Source organism: Telmatospirillum sp. J64-1 (genome assembly GCF_006980715.1).
GTDB lineage: Bacteria > Pseudomonadota > Alphaproteobacteria > Rhodospirillales > Magnetospirillaceae > Oleiliquidispirillum > Oleiliquidispirillum nitrogeniifigens.
In genome coordinates, this window is the sequence record NZ_SBHN01000016.1 from 1 (window position 1) to 16,554 (window position 16,554).

Annotated in this window: 16 protein-coding genes; 1 reads left to right on the forward strand and 15 read right to left on the reverse strand. The window is 65.7% G+C overall.

Annotated features, from left to right (window positions below; translation table 11 throughout):
* Positions 1 to 298: 298 nt before the first annotated feature.
* The 12 genes from EPD66_RS15145 to EPD66_RS15200 form a co-directional block, all read right to left on the reverse strand.
* Positions 299 to 2,728 (reverse strand): ATP-binding protein, encoded by a 2,430-nt coding sequence (locus EPD66_RS15145; protein WP_255448516.1) that lies wholly within the window; start codon positions 2,726 to 2,728, stop codon positions 299 to 301.
* An 89-nt stretch (positions 2,729 to 2,817) separates the two neighbouring features.
* Complete coding sequence (locus EPD66_RS15150; RefSeq protein WP_142849364.1) at positions 2,818 to 3,084, reverse strand: Txe/YoeB family addiction module toxin; 267 nt, start codon at positions 3,082 to 3,084, stop codon at positions 2,818 to 2,820.
* A complete protein-coding gene (locus tag EPD66_RS15155; protein WP_142849365.1) occupies positions 3,081 to 3,332 on the reverse strand; it encodes a type II toxin-antitoxin system Phd/YefM family antitoxin in 252 nt (83 codons plus the stop codon). The genes EPD66_RS15150 and EPD66_RS15155 overlap by 4 nt, the downstream gene beginning before the upstream one ends.
* 124 nt (positions 3,333 to 3,456) lie before the next feature.
* Entirely contained in the window at positions 3,457 to 4,752 is a 1,296-nt protein-coding gene (gene ahcY, locus EPD66_RS15160) for an adenosylhomocysteinase (protein ID WP_142849366.1), read from the reverse strand.
* 123 nt (positions 4,753 to 4,875) lie between these two features.
* A complete protein-coding gene (locus tag EPD66_RS15165; RefSeq protein WP_142849367.1) occupies positions 4,876 to 6,123 on the reverse strand; it encodes a methyl-accepting chemotaxis protein in 1,248 nt (415 codons plus the stop codon).
* Between the two features lie 5 nt (positions 6,124 to 6,128).
* Positions 6,129 to 7,121 carry a nitrate- and nitrite sensing domain-containing protein gene (locus EPD66_RS15170; RefSeq protein WP_142849368.1) on the reverse strand — a complete coding sequence of 331 codons (993 nt, stop codon included), beginning with the start codon at positions 7,119 to 7,121 and terminating at the stop codon, positions 6,129 to 6,131.
* A 380-nt stretch (positions 7,122 to 7,501) separates the two neighbouring features.
* Positions 7,502 to 7,855 (reverse strand): helix-turn-helix domain-containing protein, encoded by a 354-nt coding sequence (locus EPD66_RS15175; protein WP_142849369.1) that lies wholly within the window; start codon positions 7,853 to 7,855, stop codon positions 7,502 to 7,504.
* A gap of 44 nt (positions 7,856 to 7,899) precedes the next feature.
* The gene (locus EPD66_RS15180; RefSeq protein WP_142849370.1) at positions 7,900 to 8,484 is read right to left on the reverse strand and encodes a Smr/MutS family protein; all 585 of its coding nucleotides are present in this window, start codon (positions 8,482 to 8,484) and stop codon (positions 7,900 to 7,902) included.
* Positions 8,481 to 9,158 (reverse strand): lactate utilization protein, encoded by a 678-nt coding sequence (locus EPD66_RS15185; RefSeq protein WP_255448517.1) that lies wholly within the window; start codon positions 9,156 to 9,158, stop codon positions 8,481 to 8,483. The genes EPD66_RS15180 and EPD66_RS15185 overlap by 4 nt, the downstream gene beginning before the upstream one ends.
* The gene (locus EPD66_RS15190; protein WP_142849372.1) at positions 9,145 to 9,696 is read right to left on the reverse strand and encodes a hypothetical protein; all 552 of its coding nucleotides are present in this window, start codon (positions 9,694 to 9,696) and stop codon (positions 9,145 to 9,147) included. The genes EPD66_RS15185 and EPD66_RS15190 overlap by 14 nt, the downstream gene beginning before the upstream one ends.
* A 6-nt stretch (positions 9,697 to 9,702) precedes the next feature.
* Positions 9,703 to 11,121, reverse strand: a complete 1,419-nt coding sequence (locus tag EPD66_RS15195) for a LutB/LldF family L-lactate oxidation iron-sulfur protein (RefSeq protein ID WP_142849373.1) — start codon at positions 11,119 to 11,121, stop codon at positions 9,703 to 9,705.
* Between the two features lies 1 nt (position 11,122).
* Entirely contained in the window at positions 11,123 to 11,893 is a 771-nt protein-coding gene (locus tag EPD66_RS15200; protein ID WP_142849374.1) for a (Fe-S)-binding protein, read from the reverse strand.
* Between the two features lie 338 nt (positions 11,894 to 12,231).
* On the opposite strand from EPD66_RS15200, the gene EPD66_RS15205 reads away from it, so the two are divergent.
* On the forward strand, positions 12,232 to 13,653 hold the full coding sequence (locus EPD66_RS15205; RefSeq protein WP_185961436.1) for a methyl-accepting chemotaxis protein: 1,422 nt from the start codon (positions 12,232 to 12,234) through the stop codon (positions 13,651 to 13,653).
* 311 nt (positions 13,654 to 13,964) lie between these two features.
* On the opposite strand, the gene irrA is transcribed toward EPD66_RS15205, so the two are convergent.
* From irrA to EPD66_RS15220, 3 genes are all read right to left on the reverse strand, one after another.
* Complete coding sequence (gene irrA, locus EPD66_RS15210; RefSeq protein ID WP_142849376.1) at positions 13,965 to 14,378, reverse strand: iron response transcriptional regulator IrrA; 414 nt, start codon at positions 14,376 to 14,378, stop codon at positions 13,965 to 13,967.
* A gap of 74 nt (positions 14,379 to 14,452) precedes the next feature.
* A complete protein-coding gene (locus tag EPD66_RS15215; protein ID WP_142849377.1) occupies positions 14,453 to 15,088 on the reverse strand; it encodes a hypothetical protein in 636 nt (211 codons plus the stop codon).
* Positions 15,089 to 15,176: 88 nt separating this feature from the next.
* The gene (locus tag EPD66_RS15220; protein ID WP_185961437.1) at positions 15,177 to 16,553 is read right to left on the reverse strand and encodes a nitronate monooxygenase family protein; all 1,377 of its coding nucleotides are present in this window, start codon (positions 16,551 to 16,553) and stop codon (positions 15,177 to 15,179) included.
* Position 16,554 lies beyond the last annotated feature (1 nt).

Here is a 16,554-nt window from a genome sequence, read left to right on the forward strand (position 1 = left end):
CGGCCCAGCCTAACTGACCAATCCGCTTGCGTGCCATGACGGCCTCTCCTGTTGATCGAACAGGCCGCTATCGAATCACAATCATGCCTTCCGTGCAAAGGTCTCCAGCATGAGGTTTAACATGTTGATATGTTTGTAGGATTAGCCTCATGCTGAGGAGCCGCAAAGCGGCGTCTCGAAGCATGGGGCGGGCCTAGCGAGGGCTGATACGACGTCAGGCCGTGATGCGCATTAAAGACACGAAACTCTAAGGCGTCGTTTCACGAGAGGGGCCGTTCTTCCCGGCCCTTCTTCTCTCCTATGACGCGGCCGCTTCCATCTGCCCGGCGGGCAGGCGCAGCGTGACCGTGGTGCCTTCGTTGGGGACCGAGACGAGCTCGATCTTGCCGGCGTGAAGCTCGACGAAGCTCTTGACCAGGGCAAGGCCCAGACCGGCGCCCTGCTGGCGCGCTTCGGGCGCAGACCCCCGGGTGAAGCTGGAGAAGACGCGGGCCTGTTCGGCCTGCGGAATGCCCATGCCGTTATCGGCCACCGTCATGACGATCTGGTCGCCCTCGCGCTGGGCCGCCAGGATGATATAGCCGCCGGGCCGGTTGAACTTGACGGCGTTGCTGATCAGGTTGAACAGCACCTGCTTAATGCGGCGCTCGTCGGCGACCATCCAGCCGATATCCAGCGGGCAGTCGAAATTCATCGAGATATTCTTCTCGCGCACCCGTTCGCGGGTCAGGTTCAGCACCGATGTCAGCATGGCGTGGACGTCGAAGGTGTCCAGGGTCAGCGACATCTGGCCCGCCTCGATGGTCGCCAGATCCAGGATATCGCTGATCAGCGACAGCAGCGAATGGCCCGCTTCGGAGATGCCGCGCGTATATTCCACCTGGCGCTTGTTGAGGCTGCCGAAATATTCGTGGCTCAGGATTTCGGAGAAGCCGATGATGGTGTTCAGCGGCGTGCGGACTTCGCAGCTGACATTGGCAATGAATTCCGATTTCAGCCGGTCGGCGGCGCTGAGGGCGTCGTTGCGTTCCCGCAAGGCCCGTTCCACGCGGGCGGAATCGCTGATGTCGAGCCAGCTCATCAGCACGGCACCATCGGGCAGCGGAACGCTGGTATAGTCGAGGATCGTGCCGTCGGCACGGTTGAGGCGCCCGCGTGCGGGCTGGCGCTCGGTGAACAGGCGGAGGAAGCGCTCGCGGGTGGCGGGCCAGGCGCTGGCCGGGAAGAAACGCTGGTGACGGTCGATGATGTCCGTCAGATGGGGCGCGCCTGCCAAGTCGTCCGGGGCGATTTCCCAGATGCGGCCGAAGGCGGGATTGGACAGGCGCAGCCGCCCGTCGCCACCGAACAGCGCCACGCCTTCATGCAGATGGTCCAGGGTCTCGCGCTGCACCGCGATCGAGGTGTTGAAGGACCGCTCCAGCGCCAGGGAATCGGTCACGTCCTCATAGGTCACGATCAGCCCGCCGAAGGGATGGGGCGAGATGATGCGGCGCAGGGTGCGCTCGTCGGGCAGGTGCAGCAGATCCTCGACCGGTTCGATCAGCGAGGTGAAGCGCTTCAGTTCCTCTTCCTTGAAGCCGCGGTAATCCGCCGTCTCGGGCAGGCGGCGGCGCTCGCGCAGCTGATCCAGAACGGCGCCGTAAGGAGGCTGGCTGTCCAGCCAGTCGTCGTCCAGGCCCCACAGGGTGCAGAAGGCGGTGTTGTAGAAGGACAGGCGCGTATCGGGGGCGAAGATGGCGATGGCCGAGGACAGATGTTCCAGCACCTCGGCCTGGGCGGCGACATGGCGGTCCAGTTCGCTCTTCAGGTCCTCTTCCCGCGTCCGGTCAAGGGCGAAGCCGATGGTCAGCTTCTCGTCCCCGCCGATGGTTTCGGGCAGGGGCGATTCGGTCAGTTCCATCAGGCGGCGGGCGCCGTCCAGCACCAGATGGAAACTCTCCGTGCGGGGCGAGGCGGCGGCGCGGGCGCGGGCGGCCAGGGCGCGGGCCTGGCGCAAGGCCGGTCCGGCGGCCAGTTCGGCGCCTTCCTCGACGGCCAGTTCGGTCGAGGGGGCATCGACGGCGCGGGCATAGGCTTCGTTGCAATAGATCAGCGCCAGATCGCCGTCGCGCATCCAGACCGGCACGGGCAGCAGGTCGAGCAGGGCCTGCAATCGGGCCAGTTCGCTGGTCAGTTCCTCGCGCTCGCCGGCCAGCCGGTCGAATTCGGCGCTGCCCTCGGTCACGTCGCGCATCCACAGCGTATCGGCCATCACGCGGCCATCGGCATCGGCGGCGCGCATGCCGATGACCAGGACCCGGCGCATGCCGTCGCGCAAGGGGAGCTCCAGCTCGAAGCCGCGCCCGTCCTGGCGCAGGGCGGCCACCGCCAGTTCCAGTTCGGCGGCTTCGGTCAGGCCGAAGCTCTGGCGGATGTCGTCCCAGCCGGCATCGAGGCCGCTGATCAGTTCCAGCAGCACCGCCAGACGGCGCGAGCAGCGCTCGGTGCCGTCGGGATACCAGCAGAAGAAGCCGTCCGGAGCCGCCAGCAGCATCTCGTCCAGCCGCGCGGCCTCCGTCATGCTGCTTTCCAGTTCGGTGCGCAGCCGGCGATTCTCCGAGCGTTGCAGCCCCAGGACCGGCAGCAAAAGCGCGACCGCCGTGCCCGCCGCCGTCAGGACCGGCAGGCCGGGACCCAACACCCAATCGGTGAATTCGCGAACCTGCTGGAGGATATCCTCGATCACTACGCCTGCCTCATCTCACACCGGGGCCTAAACTGACGGGGTAGGCCGAAAAACTCAAGCACGCGCAGAGGGAGGCGGGGAAAGGCGAGCTAATAATGATAGCGGCATTGGGCGATTTCGAGCGCCTTGCCGGCCCCGGAGCCCGAGACGCGGTAAACCAGCCGGTGTTCGCCGGTGATCCGCCGCGACCACCAGCCCGCCAGGTTCTCCTTCAAGGGCTCGGGCTTGCCCAAACCCTTGAAGGGATCGCGCTTCGCGTCCTTGATCAGGTCGTTGATCTTCTTGAGGGTATCGCGGTCGTTCGCCTGCCAGTGGAGATAATCCTCCCAGGCTTCCGGCGCCCAGATGAGCTTCATTCGGTGGGGTCGTGTTCAACACCCTGACCGGCATCAAGGGAATCGATCGCCTTCAGCAGGCGCTGGGCGTTGGCCGGGCTCTTGAGCAGGTGGAAGGTCTCCATGATGCCCTCGTATTCCTCCTCGGACATCACGACGACGGAGCTTCCCTTCTGGCGGGTCACGGTGAGCGGCCTGCGCGATTCGCAGACCGAATCCATGTAGGACGCGAGGCTTTGGCGGAATTCGCTATAGCTGACATGGGCCATGACGCCCTCCCTGGCTGAGATGTACAAATATATGTACAATCCGGCCGAGGGTCAATGTCATATCCGCCCCAGAAAAACGCCCCGGCCTTGCGACCGGGGCGTTTCCTTGGACGCCGCTTTTCGCTTAGTAGCGATAGGCTTCCGGCTTGAACGGACCGGCGACGTTGAGGCCGAGATAGTCCGCCTGCTTTTCGGTGAGCTGGGTCAGCTTGGCGCCGACCTTGGCGAGATGCAGGCGGGCGACCTTTTCGTCCAGATGCTTGGGCAGGACGTAGACCTTGCGCTCGTACTTGTCGGCATGGTTCCACAGCTCGATCTGGGCCAGCACCTGATTGGTGAAGCTGGCGGACATCACGAAGCTGGGATGGCCGGTGGCGCAGCCGAGATTGACCAGGCGGCCTTCGGCCAGGACGATCAGGCGCTTGCCGTCGGGGAATTCGACTTCATCGACTTGCGGCTTGACGTTGTGCCACTTGTAGTTCTTCAGGCCCGCGATCTGAATTTCGGAGTCGAAGTGGCCGATATTGCAGACGATGGCCCGGTCCTTCATCTGGCGCATGTGGTCGACGGTGATGACGTCCACATTGCCGGTGGCGGTGACGAAGATGTCGCCCAGCGGGGCGGCTTCGTCCATGGTCACCACCTGATAGCCTTCCATGGCGGCCTGCAGGGCGCAGATCGGGTCGATCTCGGTGATCATGACGCGGGCGCCCTGGCCGCGCAGCGAGGCCGCCGAGCCCTTGCCCACGTCGCCATAGCCGCAGACCACGGCGACCTTGCCGGCCAGCATCACGTCGGTGGCGCGCTTGATGCCGTCCACCAGGCTTTCGCGGCAGCCATACAGGTTGTCGAACTTGGACTTGGTGACCGAGTCGTTGACGTTGATGGCGGGCACCAGCAGCTTGCCGGCCTTGGCCATTTCATAGAGGCGATGCACGCCGGTGGTGGTTTCCTCGGAGATGCCGCGCACGTCCTTCAGCATTTCCGGATATTTGTCGTGCATGAGCTGGGTGACGTCGCCGCCATCGTCCAGGATCATGTTCGGCGTCCAGCCGTCAGGGCCGCGCAGGGTCTGCTCGATGCACCACCAGAATTCCTCCTCGGTCTCGCCCTTCCAGGCGAAGACGGGGATGCCGGCGGCGGCGATGGCGGCGGCAGCCTGGTCCTGGGTCGAGAAGATGTTGCAGGACGACCAGCGCACCGAGGCGCCCAGCGCCACCAGCGTCTCGATCAGCACGGCGGTCTGGATGGTCATGTGCAGACAGCCGACGATGCGGGCGCCGGCCAGCGGCTTCTTGCTGCCGTATTCTTCACGCAGGGCCATCAGGCCGGGCATTTCGGTTTCGGCGATGGCGATTTCCTTGCGGCCCCAATCGGCCAGGGAGATATCGGCCACTTTGTAATCGGTAAAAGCGGTCATGGGCGCTCGGCTCCTGCGAAACATCGGTTTGGCATGATGATAGCTCATCTTCTACCAGTCTCGCGGGGGAACGGCAATAGCGCATAAAGATATCTTTATATGGTCATGCCTCCATGTGGCAACTCACGCGGCCCGGATGGTGCTGAGGAAGGCGGAGACCTGTTCGCGCAGGCGCCCGGCCTGGGACGCCAGACGCCCGGCCATGTCCAGGGCTTGGCCGGCGGCCTGACGGGTCTCGCCCGAGGCGCGGGAAAGCTGCTCGACATGGCTGACGGCCTGTTCGGTATCGCTGGCGGCGCCCTGGATGTTGCGGGCGATCTCGTCGGTGGCGGCGCCTTGCTGTTCCACGGCGGTGGCGATGGCGGTGGCGATCTGGTTCAGTTCGGCGATCACCGAGGCGATGGTGGCGATGGTGCCCACCGTCTGTTCCGTGGCCCGCTGCACCGCGTCGATCTGGGCGGAAATCTCCTCGGTGGCCTGCGAGGTCTGGGTCGCCAGCGTCTTGACCTCGTTGGCGACGACGGCGAAGCCTTTTCCGGCCTCGCCCGCGCGGGCGGCCTCGATGGTGGCGTTCAGCGCCAGCAGGTTGGTCTGGCTGGCGATGTCGTTGATCATTCGGGCCACGGCGGAGATGCGCCCGGCGGCTTCGGACAATTCGCCGACCCGGCCTTGTGAGTCCTCGGCCTGTCCGGCGGCTTCGGCGGCGATGGTGGCCGAGCGCTGGACCTGGCGGCCGATCTCGGTGATCGAGGCCGACAATTCCTCGGCGGCGGCGGCCACGGCCTGGACGCTGGCGGCGGTATGGCCGGTCGAGGCCAGCACCGCTTCGACTCGTTCGTCGGCCTGGGCGGTGGAAGTGGTCATGGTCTCGGCGCTTTCGTGCATGCGCCCGGCCATGGCCGCCACCTCGCCGACCATTTCTCCCAGCTTGGCCTCGAACTCGCCGCCCAGGCGGTCGATCATGGCCCGCCTTTCGGCCTCGGCCTGCCGCTTCAGGCTGTCCTGTTCGGCTTGTAGATGCTCGGCATTCTTCAGGTGCTCGGCCAGCAGGCGGAGGGCACCGGCCATGTCGCCCAATTCGTCGCGGCGGTCGCCCAGGTCGGGAAGGTCCGGCGGCGCGGCCTCGGCCAGGCAGCGCAAGGCGGCGCCGGTCCGGGCCAGCGGGCAGGCGAGGCTGCGGTAAAGCAGCAGGAAGCCCAGCAGGATGACGGATGCCCCGCCCGCCACCGCCGCCGCCAGGATCTCGGGGGAGAGGCTGCCGTGCAGCGCCAGCCAGCCGGTTCCGCCCGCCACAAGCTGGGCCGTGAGGCTGGCGGCGACGACCCAGGCGAGTTTCACGGCGGCGGGTGCATTCAGCCATACCGAAATCATCGTCCTCAACTCCCGTGCAGGACAAAGACTGCCGTCATGACAGTCAGGCAAAGGGCTGCGGCGCTGCTCAGGGCGCCGGACAGGCGGAAGGAGCGGGCGGCGGAACCCTGGCGGCGGTTGCTAGCCGCCAGCAGGCGCTGGGCCGTCTCGTCCTCGAGCTGCTTGAAGGCGTCGATGCGGGCGGTGGCGGCCTTGAACCAGTCTGCGGGACTGGGCAGCGCGGTCGCGGCATCGGCCCGGGACAGTGTCTGCCGCAGCGCCTCGACCTCCCGGAAGGCCGGGGAAGCGGCGGCGGCGTGCAGCTTGGCGGCGATCTCTTCATCGGCGAGGTCGCGGAAGCTGCCCAGATACAATGTCTGCGATTGGGACAGGCCGCGCATGCGCGAGCGGTCGGCGTCGGTCAGCACCTGGCGGCTGAGTGCGCCGTTGATCACCGCCCGCTCCTGGCCCGCATATTCCTTGCCGGTGATCAGGTTGATATAGGCAAGGCCCAGGGTGGGGACCTTGCCGCGCGCGGTGCGGCGGACGATCTGGCGGACCAGGTCCAGAAGTTGGCCGACCACGGCGGAATAGGCTTCCACCACATCGGGCGGCGCGATGGCCTTGCCGTCCACCTTCTGCCGGAGGACGGGCAGGGTTTCCAGGGCGTCGCGGCAGCGTTCCAGTGGGGCGGCCAGGGCGGTGGTGCGATCCAGGCTTCTGGCGGCGGCGGCCAGGAAGGCCGTGGAGACGGCGGAAACCACCGCGCGCTGGTCGTCGAGAGTCTTGTCCCCGTCGTTCCCGGAGCGCCCGGCATGGGCGGTCGAGAGGCCGCGTTCCTTCTGCAATTCATGGGCAAGCTGGCCGCAGGCGATGGCCAGCCGTACCTGATCCCCGGCGAGACTGGTGTCCGCCTTCTGCCGTCGCGCGGCGGAAAGCAGCCAAAAGGCCACGCTCAGGGTCGCGGTGGCGATGCAGAGAAGAAAGACCGAGAGGAAGGAGAGGAGGAGAGCGGACATTTCGGGCCTCGCGGCAGTCTAGCCTTGGGCTAGAAGGTGTTTTTACCGTTCTACCAGCAATAAGCATGCCACCCCTTCGCGCGGGAAAGGGAGGCTGGGGCCCGGGAAACCCTCGTCATTCCCGCGAAAGCGGGAATTCCTGCATCCGCCACTCAATATCTTGCTGCGAGTCCTCAGCATTGCCCCAACTTGGATCCCTGCTTTCGCGGGGATGACGGAAAATTGGGAGCTATGAACGTTTTTCCGCGGCCTTGGCCGCGGCCTCGACGGCCGATAGTCGCAATTTTCCCTGAAATATCACGGAGGATTGCCTGCACACGAATTGGGCGGATTCTGGCTACCGGGCAGGCGTCGCCGCTTTTGTAGGCAGGGTGCGGGCGTCACTCGTCCCGCACCATCTCCAGCATCCGTTCCAGCACCTCCTCGGGCAGTTCGCGGATGCGTTCGCTCAGGCGGTTCGCCAGCTCGGTGGCGGTGGGGGACAGGCCGGAAGTGTCGAGCGTGACCTTGGGATGGGACAGGGCCGCCAGCCGCTTCAGGTCCTCGACGTCATCCCAGATGATGCCGAAATAGCCGCAGATCTGCATGACCAGCCCCGGGCTGGGGCGGCCGCGATTGCCGTGTTCCAGGGCCGAAAGATAGGCCGAGGACAGATGCAGGTCGGCGGCCATTTCCTTGAGGGTGATTCCCCGTTCTTCGCGCAATTGCCGCATTTTCTGGCCAAAGGGCGTCATCTGCTTCCTATCCGCTGGAAGATCCGTGCAGGGGGGAAGATACTCTACTGCCGCCGCCGTTTCAGCAGGACGTAAAGGGCGCCTTCGCCGCCGTCGCGGGGCTGGGCATGGCTGAAGGCGAGGATGCGCTGGCGCAGCGAGCCCTCGTTGAGCCAGCGCGGCACGGCGGCGCGCAGGACGCCGATGCCGCGCCCTTCCGAATCGCGGCCCTTGCCGGTGATGACCAGCACGCAGCGGCGGTCGGCCTCATAGCAGCGATGGAGAAAGGCGATCAGGGCCGAATGAGCGGCCTCCTGGGTCATGCCGTGCAGGTCGATGCGGCCGTCGATCGCCATCCGGCCCTTCTTCAGGCGGTCGGCATTCCGCCGGTCGACTCCGGGCGTGGCGCCGTGATGCAAGGCCGGCAGCGAGGAGGCCGGGCGCGGGGCGGGCGGCTGCGGCGGAGGAAGGGCGGGCGTGGCCCTGACGGCGGCGGGCATGGGGGCCGGTTCCGGCGGGACGGACTCCGGCCCGGCCAGGTCTTCCCGTCCGGGCAGGGGTTGCACGTCACGGGTCAGGGCCCGCCACAGATCCTTTTCATCATGAGAGAGGCCGCGTTGGCTCCGGCGGCGCCGGTTGGGATCGGTCACGGGGCCGTCGCGCCCACCAGCACCAGATGCAGACGGCGCGGGCCATGGGCGCCCAATTGGATGGACAATTCGATATCGCCGGTACGGGACGGGCCGGTGATGAGGTTGACCGTACGCGGCAGGCCGCCTTCCCCCAGGCGGCGCAGGCGGACCCAGACGTCTTCATAGGTGGCGGTGATGTCCTCGGCCTTCAGCACCACGATATGGGTGTCGGGCAGGAAGTTCAGCGTGGTCGGGCTGTCCGGCCCCGACAGCAGGGCCAGCGTGCCGGTCTCGGCGATGCCCGCGAAGGCGGGCGTGACCGAAACGCCGTCGCCCGCATCGGCGGCACGGAATTCCACGCTCATCAGCGGCGAGGATTCCCAGTCCAGCTCCTTCAGGGCCGGGGCGATCACCAGCCGGGGCGGTTCGTTCAATCCGGCGAGATAGCGCGCCACCTCGGCAGGGACTTCATCGAGGCTGTCGACCCGCGCCACGCTGGCCGCCGCCGCCTGGGCCATCTCGACGAACAGCGCGACCCGCCCTTCCTGGCCCAGCGACAAGGCGCGGGCGGGCAGGACATTGGCGCGGGGTTCGGCAAGGCGCGCCCGCAATTCGTCGGCCCGGCGTTCCGGCAGCGGGCCGCGTTTCAGCGAGCGGCGGATTGCTCCCAGGATTTCCTCACGGCTCGACATTGGTCTGTCCTTCATCCTTCGGCCTATCGGCCATCTGTGGCGGTGGAGCGGGCGGCTGCTGCGGTGGAGGCGTATTCATCCGGGAATATTCCTCCGCATCCGGCAAATAGGTTTGGGCGAAGCGGCGCCAATCCCCCGACGGGGCGAGACAGGAAATTCCCGGCTGGTGGACCAGGGCCACGGCGATGCCGCCTCTTTCCCACATCATCTTCCAGCCTTCGACGCTGCCGAAGGCCAGGGCGATGGTGCGCTGGCGCAGGCGCCAGGCGATCAGGTGGTTGATCACGAAGAAATGCGCCAGCACCGCCAGGAACATGGCGACGAGGCCGATGATCATGCCCATGGACAGCAGCAGCGCCAGAGATCCCAGCAGCAGGAACAGCAGCGGCAGGATGTATTCCCAGGGATTGTAGACCAGCGAGCCCTGACGGTTGAGGGCGTCGAAATCCACATAGAGCGCCAGCCGCCGGTCGTCATGGGCCAGCCGCAGCGCCTTGTGCAACTTCTCGTCCTGCTGGGGGTCTGGACGTCGCGCCACGACAGCCTATCTCCGCTTGCGTTCGGCCCATTGGCTTTGGAAGCTGCGGCCCTGGGGCGCGGGCAGGTCGCGCGCCTTGGTCCAGCCTCCGGCCAAAGGCAGGCGCGGCAGGCGGCCCGTGCCGCGCGACAGCTTCGCCAGCAGCCGTGCGCCCAGGCCGTTGGCCAGGCGGTACAAGGCGGGCCGCTTGGCCAGGAAGGCCCACAGCTTCAGCCCCGCCCGCACCCGGCCCGGCGTCAGATGGCGCTCGAACTCGCGCTCGCGCCAGTGGCGCAGCATCTTGGGCAGCGGAATCCGCATGGGACAGACGGCCTCGCAGCGCCCGCACAGGGTCGAGGCATTGGGCAGGTGGCGCGCTTCCTCCAGCCCCACAAGGGCCGGGGTCAGGACCGACCCCATGGGGCCGGAATAAACCCAGCCATAGGCATGGCCGCCCACCGCGCCATAGATCGGGCAATGGTTGATGCAGGCGGCACAGCGGATGCAGCGCAGCATGTCCTGGAACTCGCCGCCCAGCATGGCCGAGCGGCCGTTGTCCAGCAGCACGACATGGAATTCCTCCGGCCCGTCCAGGTCCTCGGGGCGGCGGGGGCCGGTCGAGACGGTGGTATAGGCCGAGAATTCCTGGCCGGTGGCCGAACGCGCCAGCAGGCGCATCACGGTCGCCGCGTCTTCCAGCGTCGGCACCACCTTCTCGATGCTCGCCAGCACGATATGAACGCGCGGCAGGGTCTGGGTCAGGTCGCCGTTGCCCTCGTTGGTAACGATGATGCTCGATCCCGTCTCGGCCACCAGCATGTTGGCCCCGGTGATGCCCACATCGGCGGCGACGAAATGGCCGCGCAGCACGTCGCGCGCCTCGTCGAGCAGCTGGCGCGGCTCGTCCAGCATGCGGTCGGCGGGATAGCCCTCGTGCTTCTTGCGGAAGGCCTTGGCGAAATGCCCGCGGTTGAGATGCAGGGCCGGGGCGATGATATGGCTGGGCGGGTCGCGGCGGAGCTGGATGATGTATTCGCCCAGATCGGTCTCGACCGGTTCGACGCCGTGGGATTCGAGGTAGTCGTTGAGCGCGATCTCCTCGGCGATCATGCTCTTGCCCTTGGTCACCGTGCGCGCATCGGCCTTGCGGCAGATCTCCAGCACGGTGCGGCGCGCTTCCTCGGCATCGCGGCACCAATGGACATGGCCGCCCTGGGCGGTCACCTTGTCCTCGAAGACTTCAAGATAGAAGTCGAGATTCTTCAGCGTGTGGTTCTTGAGGTCGCGCCCGGCATCGCGCAGGTCCTCGAATTCCGGCAGCTTGTCGATCGCCTTCAGGCGGTTGATGCGGAACCCCGCCTTCACCTTGGCGAGCGAGTCCTGCAAGCTGTCGTCGGCCAGGGCCGTGCGGGAGGCGGATTCGAAGCTGTGGCAATCGGGCTGCATGTCAGTCGTCCTTCTCGCCGATTCCCGGCGCGTCCCCGGTCATGCCGGCCAGCACCTCGGCGACATGGCGGACCTCGATCTCCTTGCCCTGGCGCTTCAGGCGTCCGGCGATGTTGAGCAGGCAGCCCATGTCGCCCGCCAGCACCATCTCGGCGCCGGTGGCCTCGATATCGGCGACCTTGGCGTCCACCATCTTTTCCGAGATGTCGGGATACTTGACGCAGAAGGTGCCGCCGAAGCCACAGCATTCCTCGGGCTGGGCGAGGTCCTTGACGGTCAGGCCCTTGACCTGGGAGAGCAGCTTGCGCGGCTGTTCCCGGACCTTCATCTCGCGCAGGGACGAGCAGGAATCGTGGTAGGCCGCCACCGTCGGCAGGCTGGCCGCCAGATGGTCGATCTTCAGCACATCCGCCAGGAACTGGGTCAGTTCGTAGGTCTTGTCGGCCAGGCGCCGGGCGCGTCCGGCCAGGTTCGGGTCGTCCTCGAACAGGCTGGGATAGTGGTGGCGGATCATCCCGGCGCAGGAGCCCGAGGGCACCACCACGGCGTCGTGATGGGCGAACAGGTCCATGACCCGGAGCGCCAGGGCGCGGGCATCCTCGCGGTCGCCGGAATTATAGGCCGGCTGGCCGCAGCAGGTCTGGCCTTCCGGCACGTCGATGACGCAACCGGCGTCTTCCAGCAATTTGATGGCGGCGAAACCGACGGTGGGACGGAACAGATCGACGAGACAGGTGACGAAGAAGCCTACCCGCATTGGCTTGACTGACATGGACGCACTTTCGCGGCGACGGGGACGGAGTGTTTTTCCAGATTACCGGAAAAAAGGCTAGATTTCTAAGGCCCTGTTTGCAGGAAGCGGATGCGGGGGCTGCGCTTCCCGTCCTTTTCCGCCGGTTCCGCCCCTGCGGAAAGAAGCCCTGAAATCAAGGCAGGGTCATGACGCCCTCCCTCCTCCGCCGCATCGGGGATTCGGGCCGGGTCGTTTTTCGTTTTTACCCATCCTCCACTAATGGTTTTACATGCCGGAAGTGCTATGCCTTGCGGAGCCTGAGGAAGATATGTTCAAATCTTTGCAATAATAAAACATATAATTACGGAGGAGCGCTCATGACCATTGCGTTGCTAAGCCGTGAGCACAGCCTGGAGGAGATGCCGGGGCACCGGGATTTCGCGGCGGCGATGGCAAGCCGCATCGGCAGCCTGTGGGAGAATCTCGCCAAGGTTGCAGCCGACATCGACGGCGTCGCCGTCAATGTCCAGCGGCATTCCAGTCAATGCCTGGATCTGCGCCATGCCGCCGAGACCATGACGGCCTCCAATGGCGATATCCGCAATGCCGCGGCGACGGCCAGCGAGGTCAGCCAGGCGGTATCCGCCGAAACCCTGCAATCCCATGCCGTCCTGCAGGCCGCGCTTGGCGACGTCGCCTCGCTGGTGAATTCGGTCCAGCGCATCGAGGAAAAGCTGCTCGGCCTGGGCCAGGCCCTGCAGCGCGTCTCGCGGGTCAGCCAGGAGATCGAGGTAATCGCCCGCCAGACCCGCCTGTTGGCGCTCAACGCCACCATCGAGGCGGCCCGTGCGGGCGAGGCCGGCAAGGGGTTCGGCGTGGTGGCCAACGAGGTCAAGGCCCTGTCCCAGCAGACCAGCAACGCCACCTCGCATATCGAGGAGACCGTGACCGAATTGTCCCGGCTGATCGAGAGCCTGGGCAATGAAAGCGCCAGCAGCATCGAAGTCGCTGGACGCGTGCAGGAATCCACCAGCACGCTGGCCCAGACCATCGATGAATTGCACACCCAGTTCGGGATGGTGGACCAGCGCGTCCACCAGATCGCCGCCGCCTCGCAGGCCAATCTTGACCAGTGCAGCACCGTCGCTACTTCGGTTTCGCTGCTGAGCGAGGAGATGGAACGCGAAAGCAAGTCTCTCTCCCAGGCCAATGAACGCACGGCGGAATTGCTGGCCCTGAGCGAAACCTTGATCGAACTGGTGGTGGAGAACGGCTTCGAGACGGCCGACAGCCCCTTCATCCGTGCCGCCCAGGAGACGGCCCGGCGTATCTCGGCCTTGTTCGAGCAGGCCGTCGACCAGGGGCAGATCAGCCTGGAAGACCTGTTCGACGAGAATTACCGGCCCATCGCCGGGACCAACCCGGTGCAGCACATGACCCGCTTCGTCGCCTTCACCGACAGGACCCTGCCCGAAATCCAGGAGGCCCTGCTGGCGGAGAATCCGAAGATCCAGTTCTGCGCCGCCGTCGACCGCAACGGCTTCCTGCCGACCCACAACAAGAAATCCTCGCAGCCGCAGGGCAAGGACCCGGTCTGGAACGCCATCCATTGCCGCAACCGGCGGCTCTTCAACGACCCGGTGGGGCTGGCCGCCGCGCGCAACCGCAAGCCCTTCTCGCTGAAGACCTACAGGCGCGACATGGGGGGAAGTTTCGTGCTGATGAAAGACCTGTCCGCGCCGATCATGGTCAAGGGACGCCACTGGGGCGGCTTCCGCATGGGCTACAAGGTCGACTAGGCGGGTAACTGGTCCCCTGGTGTCTTGATGCTTCCTTCATGCCGCAGGGAGCCACCAAGACACAAAGGCTTAGGGGTTTGGCGCCGAGCCCTCCCATTTCAGCAGAGTACTGACGAAGCCTTTTTTCTCGTCGCTTCCGCGCAAGCGGAAGTCCATGCAACCGCCCTTTCTATCAGGCGGTTTACGGCTTCATCAGCCCCGGCATGGGCCCCCGCTTTCGCGGGGGTGACGATCTATTACGGGCGTTACCGACCTTGCTGGCAGCTTGTGAACCCGGACAGCAACGCGCTTGGATATAGCGAGTCTGTGATTTATCCCGCCAAGCGGACGATCACTTCGACGCTGGCGATGGTGGTGCCGGGCGGAGCATCGGGCAGCCTGGCGACCTGGACTTGGTCGCCGGGGATGTCCTCCAGGCGGCCGGAATCCTGGTAGAAGAAGTGATGGTGGTCGCTGGTATTGGTGTCGAAATAGGAGCGGCCGGGTTCGACCACGATTTCCCGCAGCAGCCCGACTTCCGTGAATTGGTGCAGCGCATTGTAGACGGTGGCCAGCGACACCCGCAGGTCGGCGTTCAGGGCCTCGCTATGCAGCTGTTCCGCCGTCAGATGCCGGTCGCGCCCGTCGAAAAGCAGACGGGCGAGGCCCAGACGCTGGCGCGTCGGGCGCAGCCCTACCGTCCGCAGGCAATCGAGCGCTTGGCTAAAGGGGCGCGACGTCGTCATCTCCTGATTCCTACTATGCCGGAGGTCGTGTCCGCCTATTATACCCATTCCGTTTGGGGTTTAAATGCAAATGGTCAGGTCTTGCCCTGAGTCTGGTTCTGCACCTCGTCGGCGGCGCTTTCCACGCCTTGGGGCAGATCATGGACATGGATGTCCTCGGCACCGTATTTCTTGAAAACCGCCACGGCGCGTTCGGCCGCGGTGTCATCGCGCAGGCGCACCCAGACCAGGATGCCGCCGCGTTCCAATTGCTTGTGCAGGTTGTCGGCGATCTTGCTGTCCAGCACCTTGCCCAGCGCCAGGCCTAGCCCGGCCATGGCGCCGCCGCCGATGGCCCCGACAGCCAGGGCGACCGCCGCCGCGCCGCCGGTGAAGAAGGTGACGCCGCCGAAGGTGAGGGCGCCGATATAGCCCATCACCGCCGCCAGGGCGCTGCGGCCCTCGGTGCGTTCCTCGGGCCCGGCATAGGCCATGCGCGGCGCCGAGCTATCGTCTGCGTGATTGCGGATGTTCTGGTAATTCTGGCCGAATTTCTCTTCGACCACCTCATCGCGGGCCAGCAGGCTGATATCGCCATGCTCGAAGCCCGAGGTCATCATCTCTTCGATGGCGCGTTCCAGGGTGCCGACATCGTTGAACACCCCTACCGCCTCGCGGGCCGTCACGCCGCTGCGAGGCTCATCGTCGTAATCGGTACGCTCGACGGCCATGGCCAATTCCTCCGTCCTGTCCGTGCGGCATTTCTCTTGATATATGGCCGCGACGGACAGGTTTAAGGAGGAAATGCCCGGTTAAGGCTTAATCGCCCATGGCGATGCGTTCGACCAGTTGACGCACCGTCGGGATAAAGCCGCCCGCATAGAAGGGGTCCTCGCCGAAGCGGTAGGCGTTATGACCGGCGAACATCAGTTCGTTCTCGACATTGCCACCATGGCTGATGTTCTGCAGCGTCTTCTGGATGCAGAAGGAACGCGGGTCGGCCTTCTTGCCGGTGGTGCCGGCCTCGTTCTCGGCCCAGTTGCTGAACATGCAGGCCGACAGGCAGCCCATGCATTCGATCTGGTCCCTGCGGATCTGCTCGCCGCGTTCAGGCGTGACGAAGACCAGAGTCGAATCGGGGCTGCGCATTACGTCGGTGAAGCCTTCGGCCATCCAGGACTGGGCGCGGGCCACGTCCTCGGGGCGGACCCAGACGCGGCGGCCGCGGGCGCCGATGGCCAGTTCGCCGGTCAGTTCGCCTTCGGGCTCGCTGGCATAGGGAATTTCATGTTCCAGGCGCTGGCACAGCTCGTTCAGGAAGTCGTTGCGCACCGCCGAGGAATAGAAGCCGGTGGGGCTGAACTTGTGCAGCAGCACGTCGCCGGCCTTCAGCGTCAGCAGGCGTTGCTTCCAATCGTCCGAGATGGGGCTTTCCTGGGTCAGCAGCGGACGGGTGCCGAACTGGAAGGCCACGGGGCCGAGTTCGGGATTGTCCAGCCATTCTTCCCATTCGCGCAGGAACCACACGCCGCCGGCCATGAAGATCGGCGTCTCGGTCAGGCCGACCTCGTTCATGGCGGCGCGCAGGTCGCGCACGCGCGGATAGGGGTCCTGGGGCTCTTGCGGGTTCTCGCTGTTGGACAGGCCGTTATGGCCGCCGGCCAGCCAGGGATCCTCGTAGACGACGCCGCCCAGAAGTTCGGCATGCTTGTGGTAGGAGCGCTTCCACAAGGCCTTGAAGGCGCGGGCGGAGGAAACGATCGGATAGTAATAGACGCCGTGCTCGGCGGCGATTTCGGCCACCTTGTAGGGCATGCCCGCGCCGCAGGTGACGCCGTGGATCAGGCCCTTGGCACCTTCCAGCACGCCGCGCAGGATGGGCTGGGCACCGCCCATTTCCCACAGCACGTTCATGTGGATGCGGCCTTCCCCGTTGGACATCTCGTGGGCGATGCGGGCTTGGGCGATGCCGCCCTGGATACCGTAGGCGATCAGCTCCTCCTGGCGTTCGCGGCGGGTCTTGCCACGATAGACGACAGGGATGGGATTGCCGTTCTCATCATAGGAATCGGCATTGACGCCTGAAAAGGTACCCACGCCGCCGGCAGCCGCCCAGGCACCCGAGCTGCGCCCCGTCGAGACGGCAATACCCTTCCCCCCCTCCACCAAGGGCAGGACCTCACGACCGGATATCATC

Coding starts and splice junctions, on each gene's coding strand:
- EPD66_RS15215 (WP_142849377.1), bottom strand. CDS start 15,088: ATGGCCGTCGAGCGTACCGATTACGACGATGAGCCTCGCAGCGGCGTG.
- EPD66_RS15200 (WP_142849374.1), bottom strand. CDS start 11,893: ATGTCAGTCAAGCCAATGCGGGTAGGCTTCTTCGTCACCTGTCTCGTC.
- EPD66_RS15150 (WP_142849364.1), bottom strand. CDS start 3,084: ATGAAGCTCATCTGGGCGCCGGAAGCCTGGGAGGATTATCTCCACTGG.
- EPD66_RS15205 (WP_185961436.1), top strand. CDS start 12,232: ATGACCATTGCGTTGCTAAGCCGTGAGCACAGCCTGGAGGAGATGCCG.
- EPD66_RS15155 (WP_142849365.1), bottom strand. CDS start 3,332: ATGGCCCATGTCAGCTATAGCGAATTCCGCCAAAGCCTCGCGTCCTAC.
- EPD66_RS15165 (WP_142849367.1), bottom strand. CDS start 6,123: ATGATTTCGGTATGGCTGAATGCACCCGCCGCCGTGAAACTCGCCTGG.
- EPD66_RS15195 (WP_142849373.1), bottom strand. CDS start 11,121: ATGCAGCCCGATTGCCACAGCTTCGAATCCGCCTCCCGCACGGCCCTG.
- EPD66_RS15220 (WP_185961437.1), bottom strand. CDS start 16,553: ATGATATCCGGTCGTGAGGTCCTGCCCTTGGTGGAGGGGGGGAAGGGT.
- EPD66_RS15170 (WP_142849368.1), bottom strand. CDS start 7,121: ATGTCCGCTCTCCTCCTCTCCTTCCTCTCGGTCTTTCTTCTCTGCATC.
- EPD66_RS15185 (WP_255448517.1), bottom strand. CDS start 9,158: ATGTCGAGCCGTGAGGAAATCCTGGGAGCAATCCGCCGCTCGCTGAAA.
- ahcY (WP_142849366.1), bottom strand. CDS start 4,752: ATGACCGCTTTTACCGATTACAAAGTGGCCGATATCTCCCTGGCCGAT.
- EPD66_RS15175 (WP_142849369.1), bottom strand. CDS start 7,855: ATGACGCCCTTTGGCCAGAAAATGCGGCAATTGCGCGAAGAACGGGGA.
- irrA (WP_142849376.1), bottom strand. CDS start 14,378: ATGACGACGTCGCGCCCCTTTAGCCAAGCGCTCGATTGCCTGCGGACG.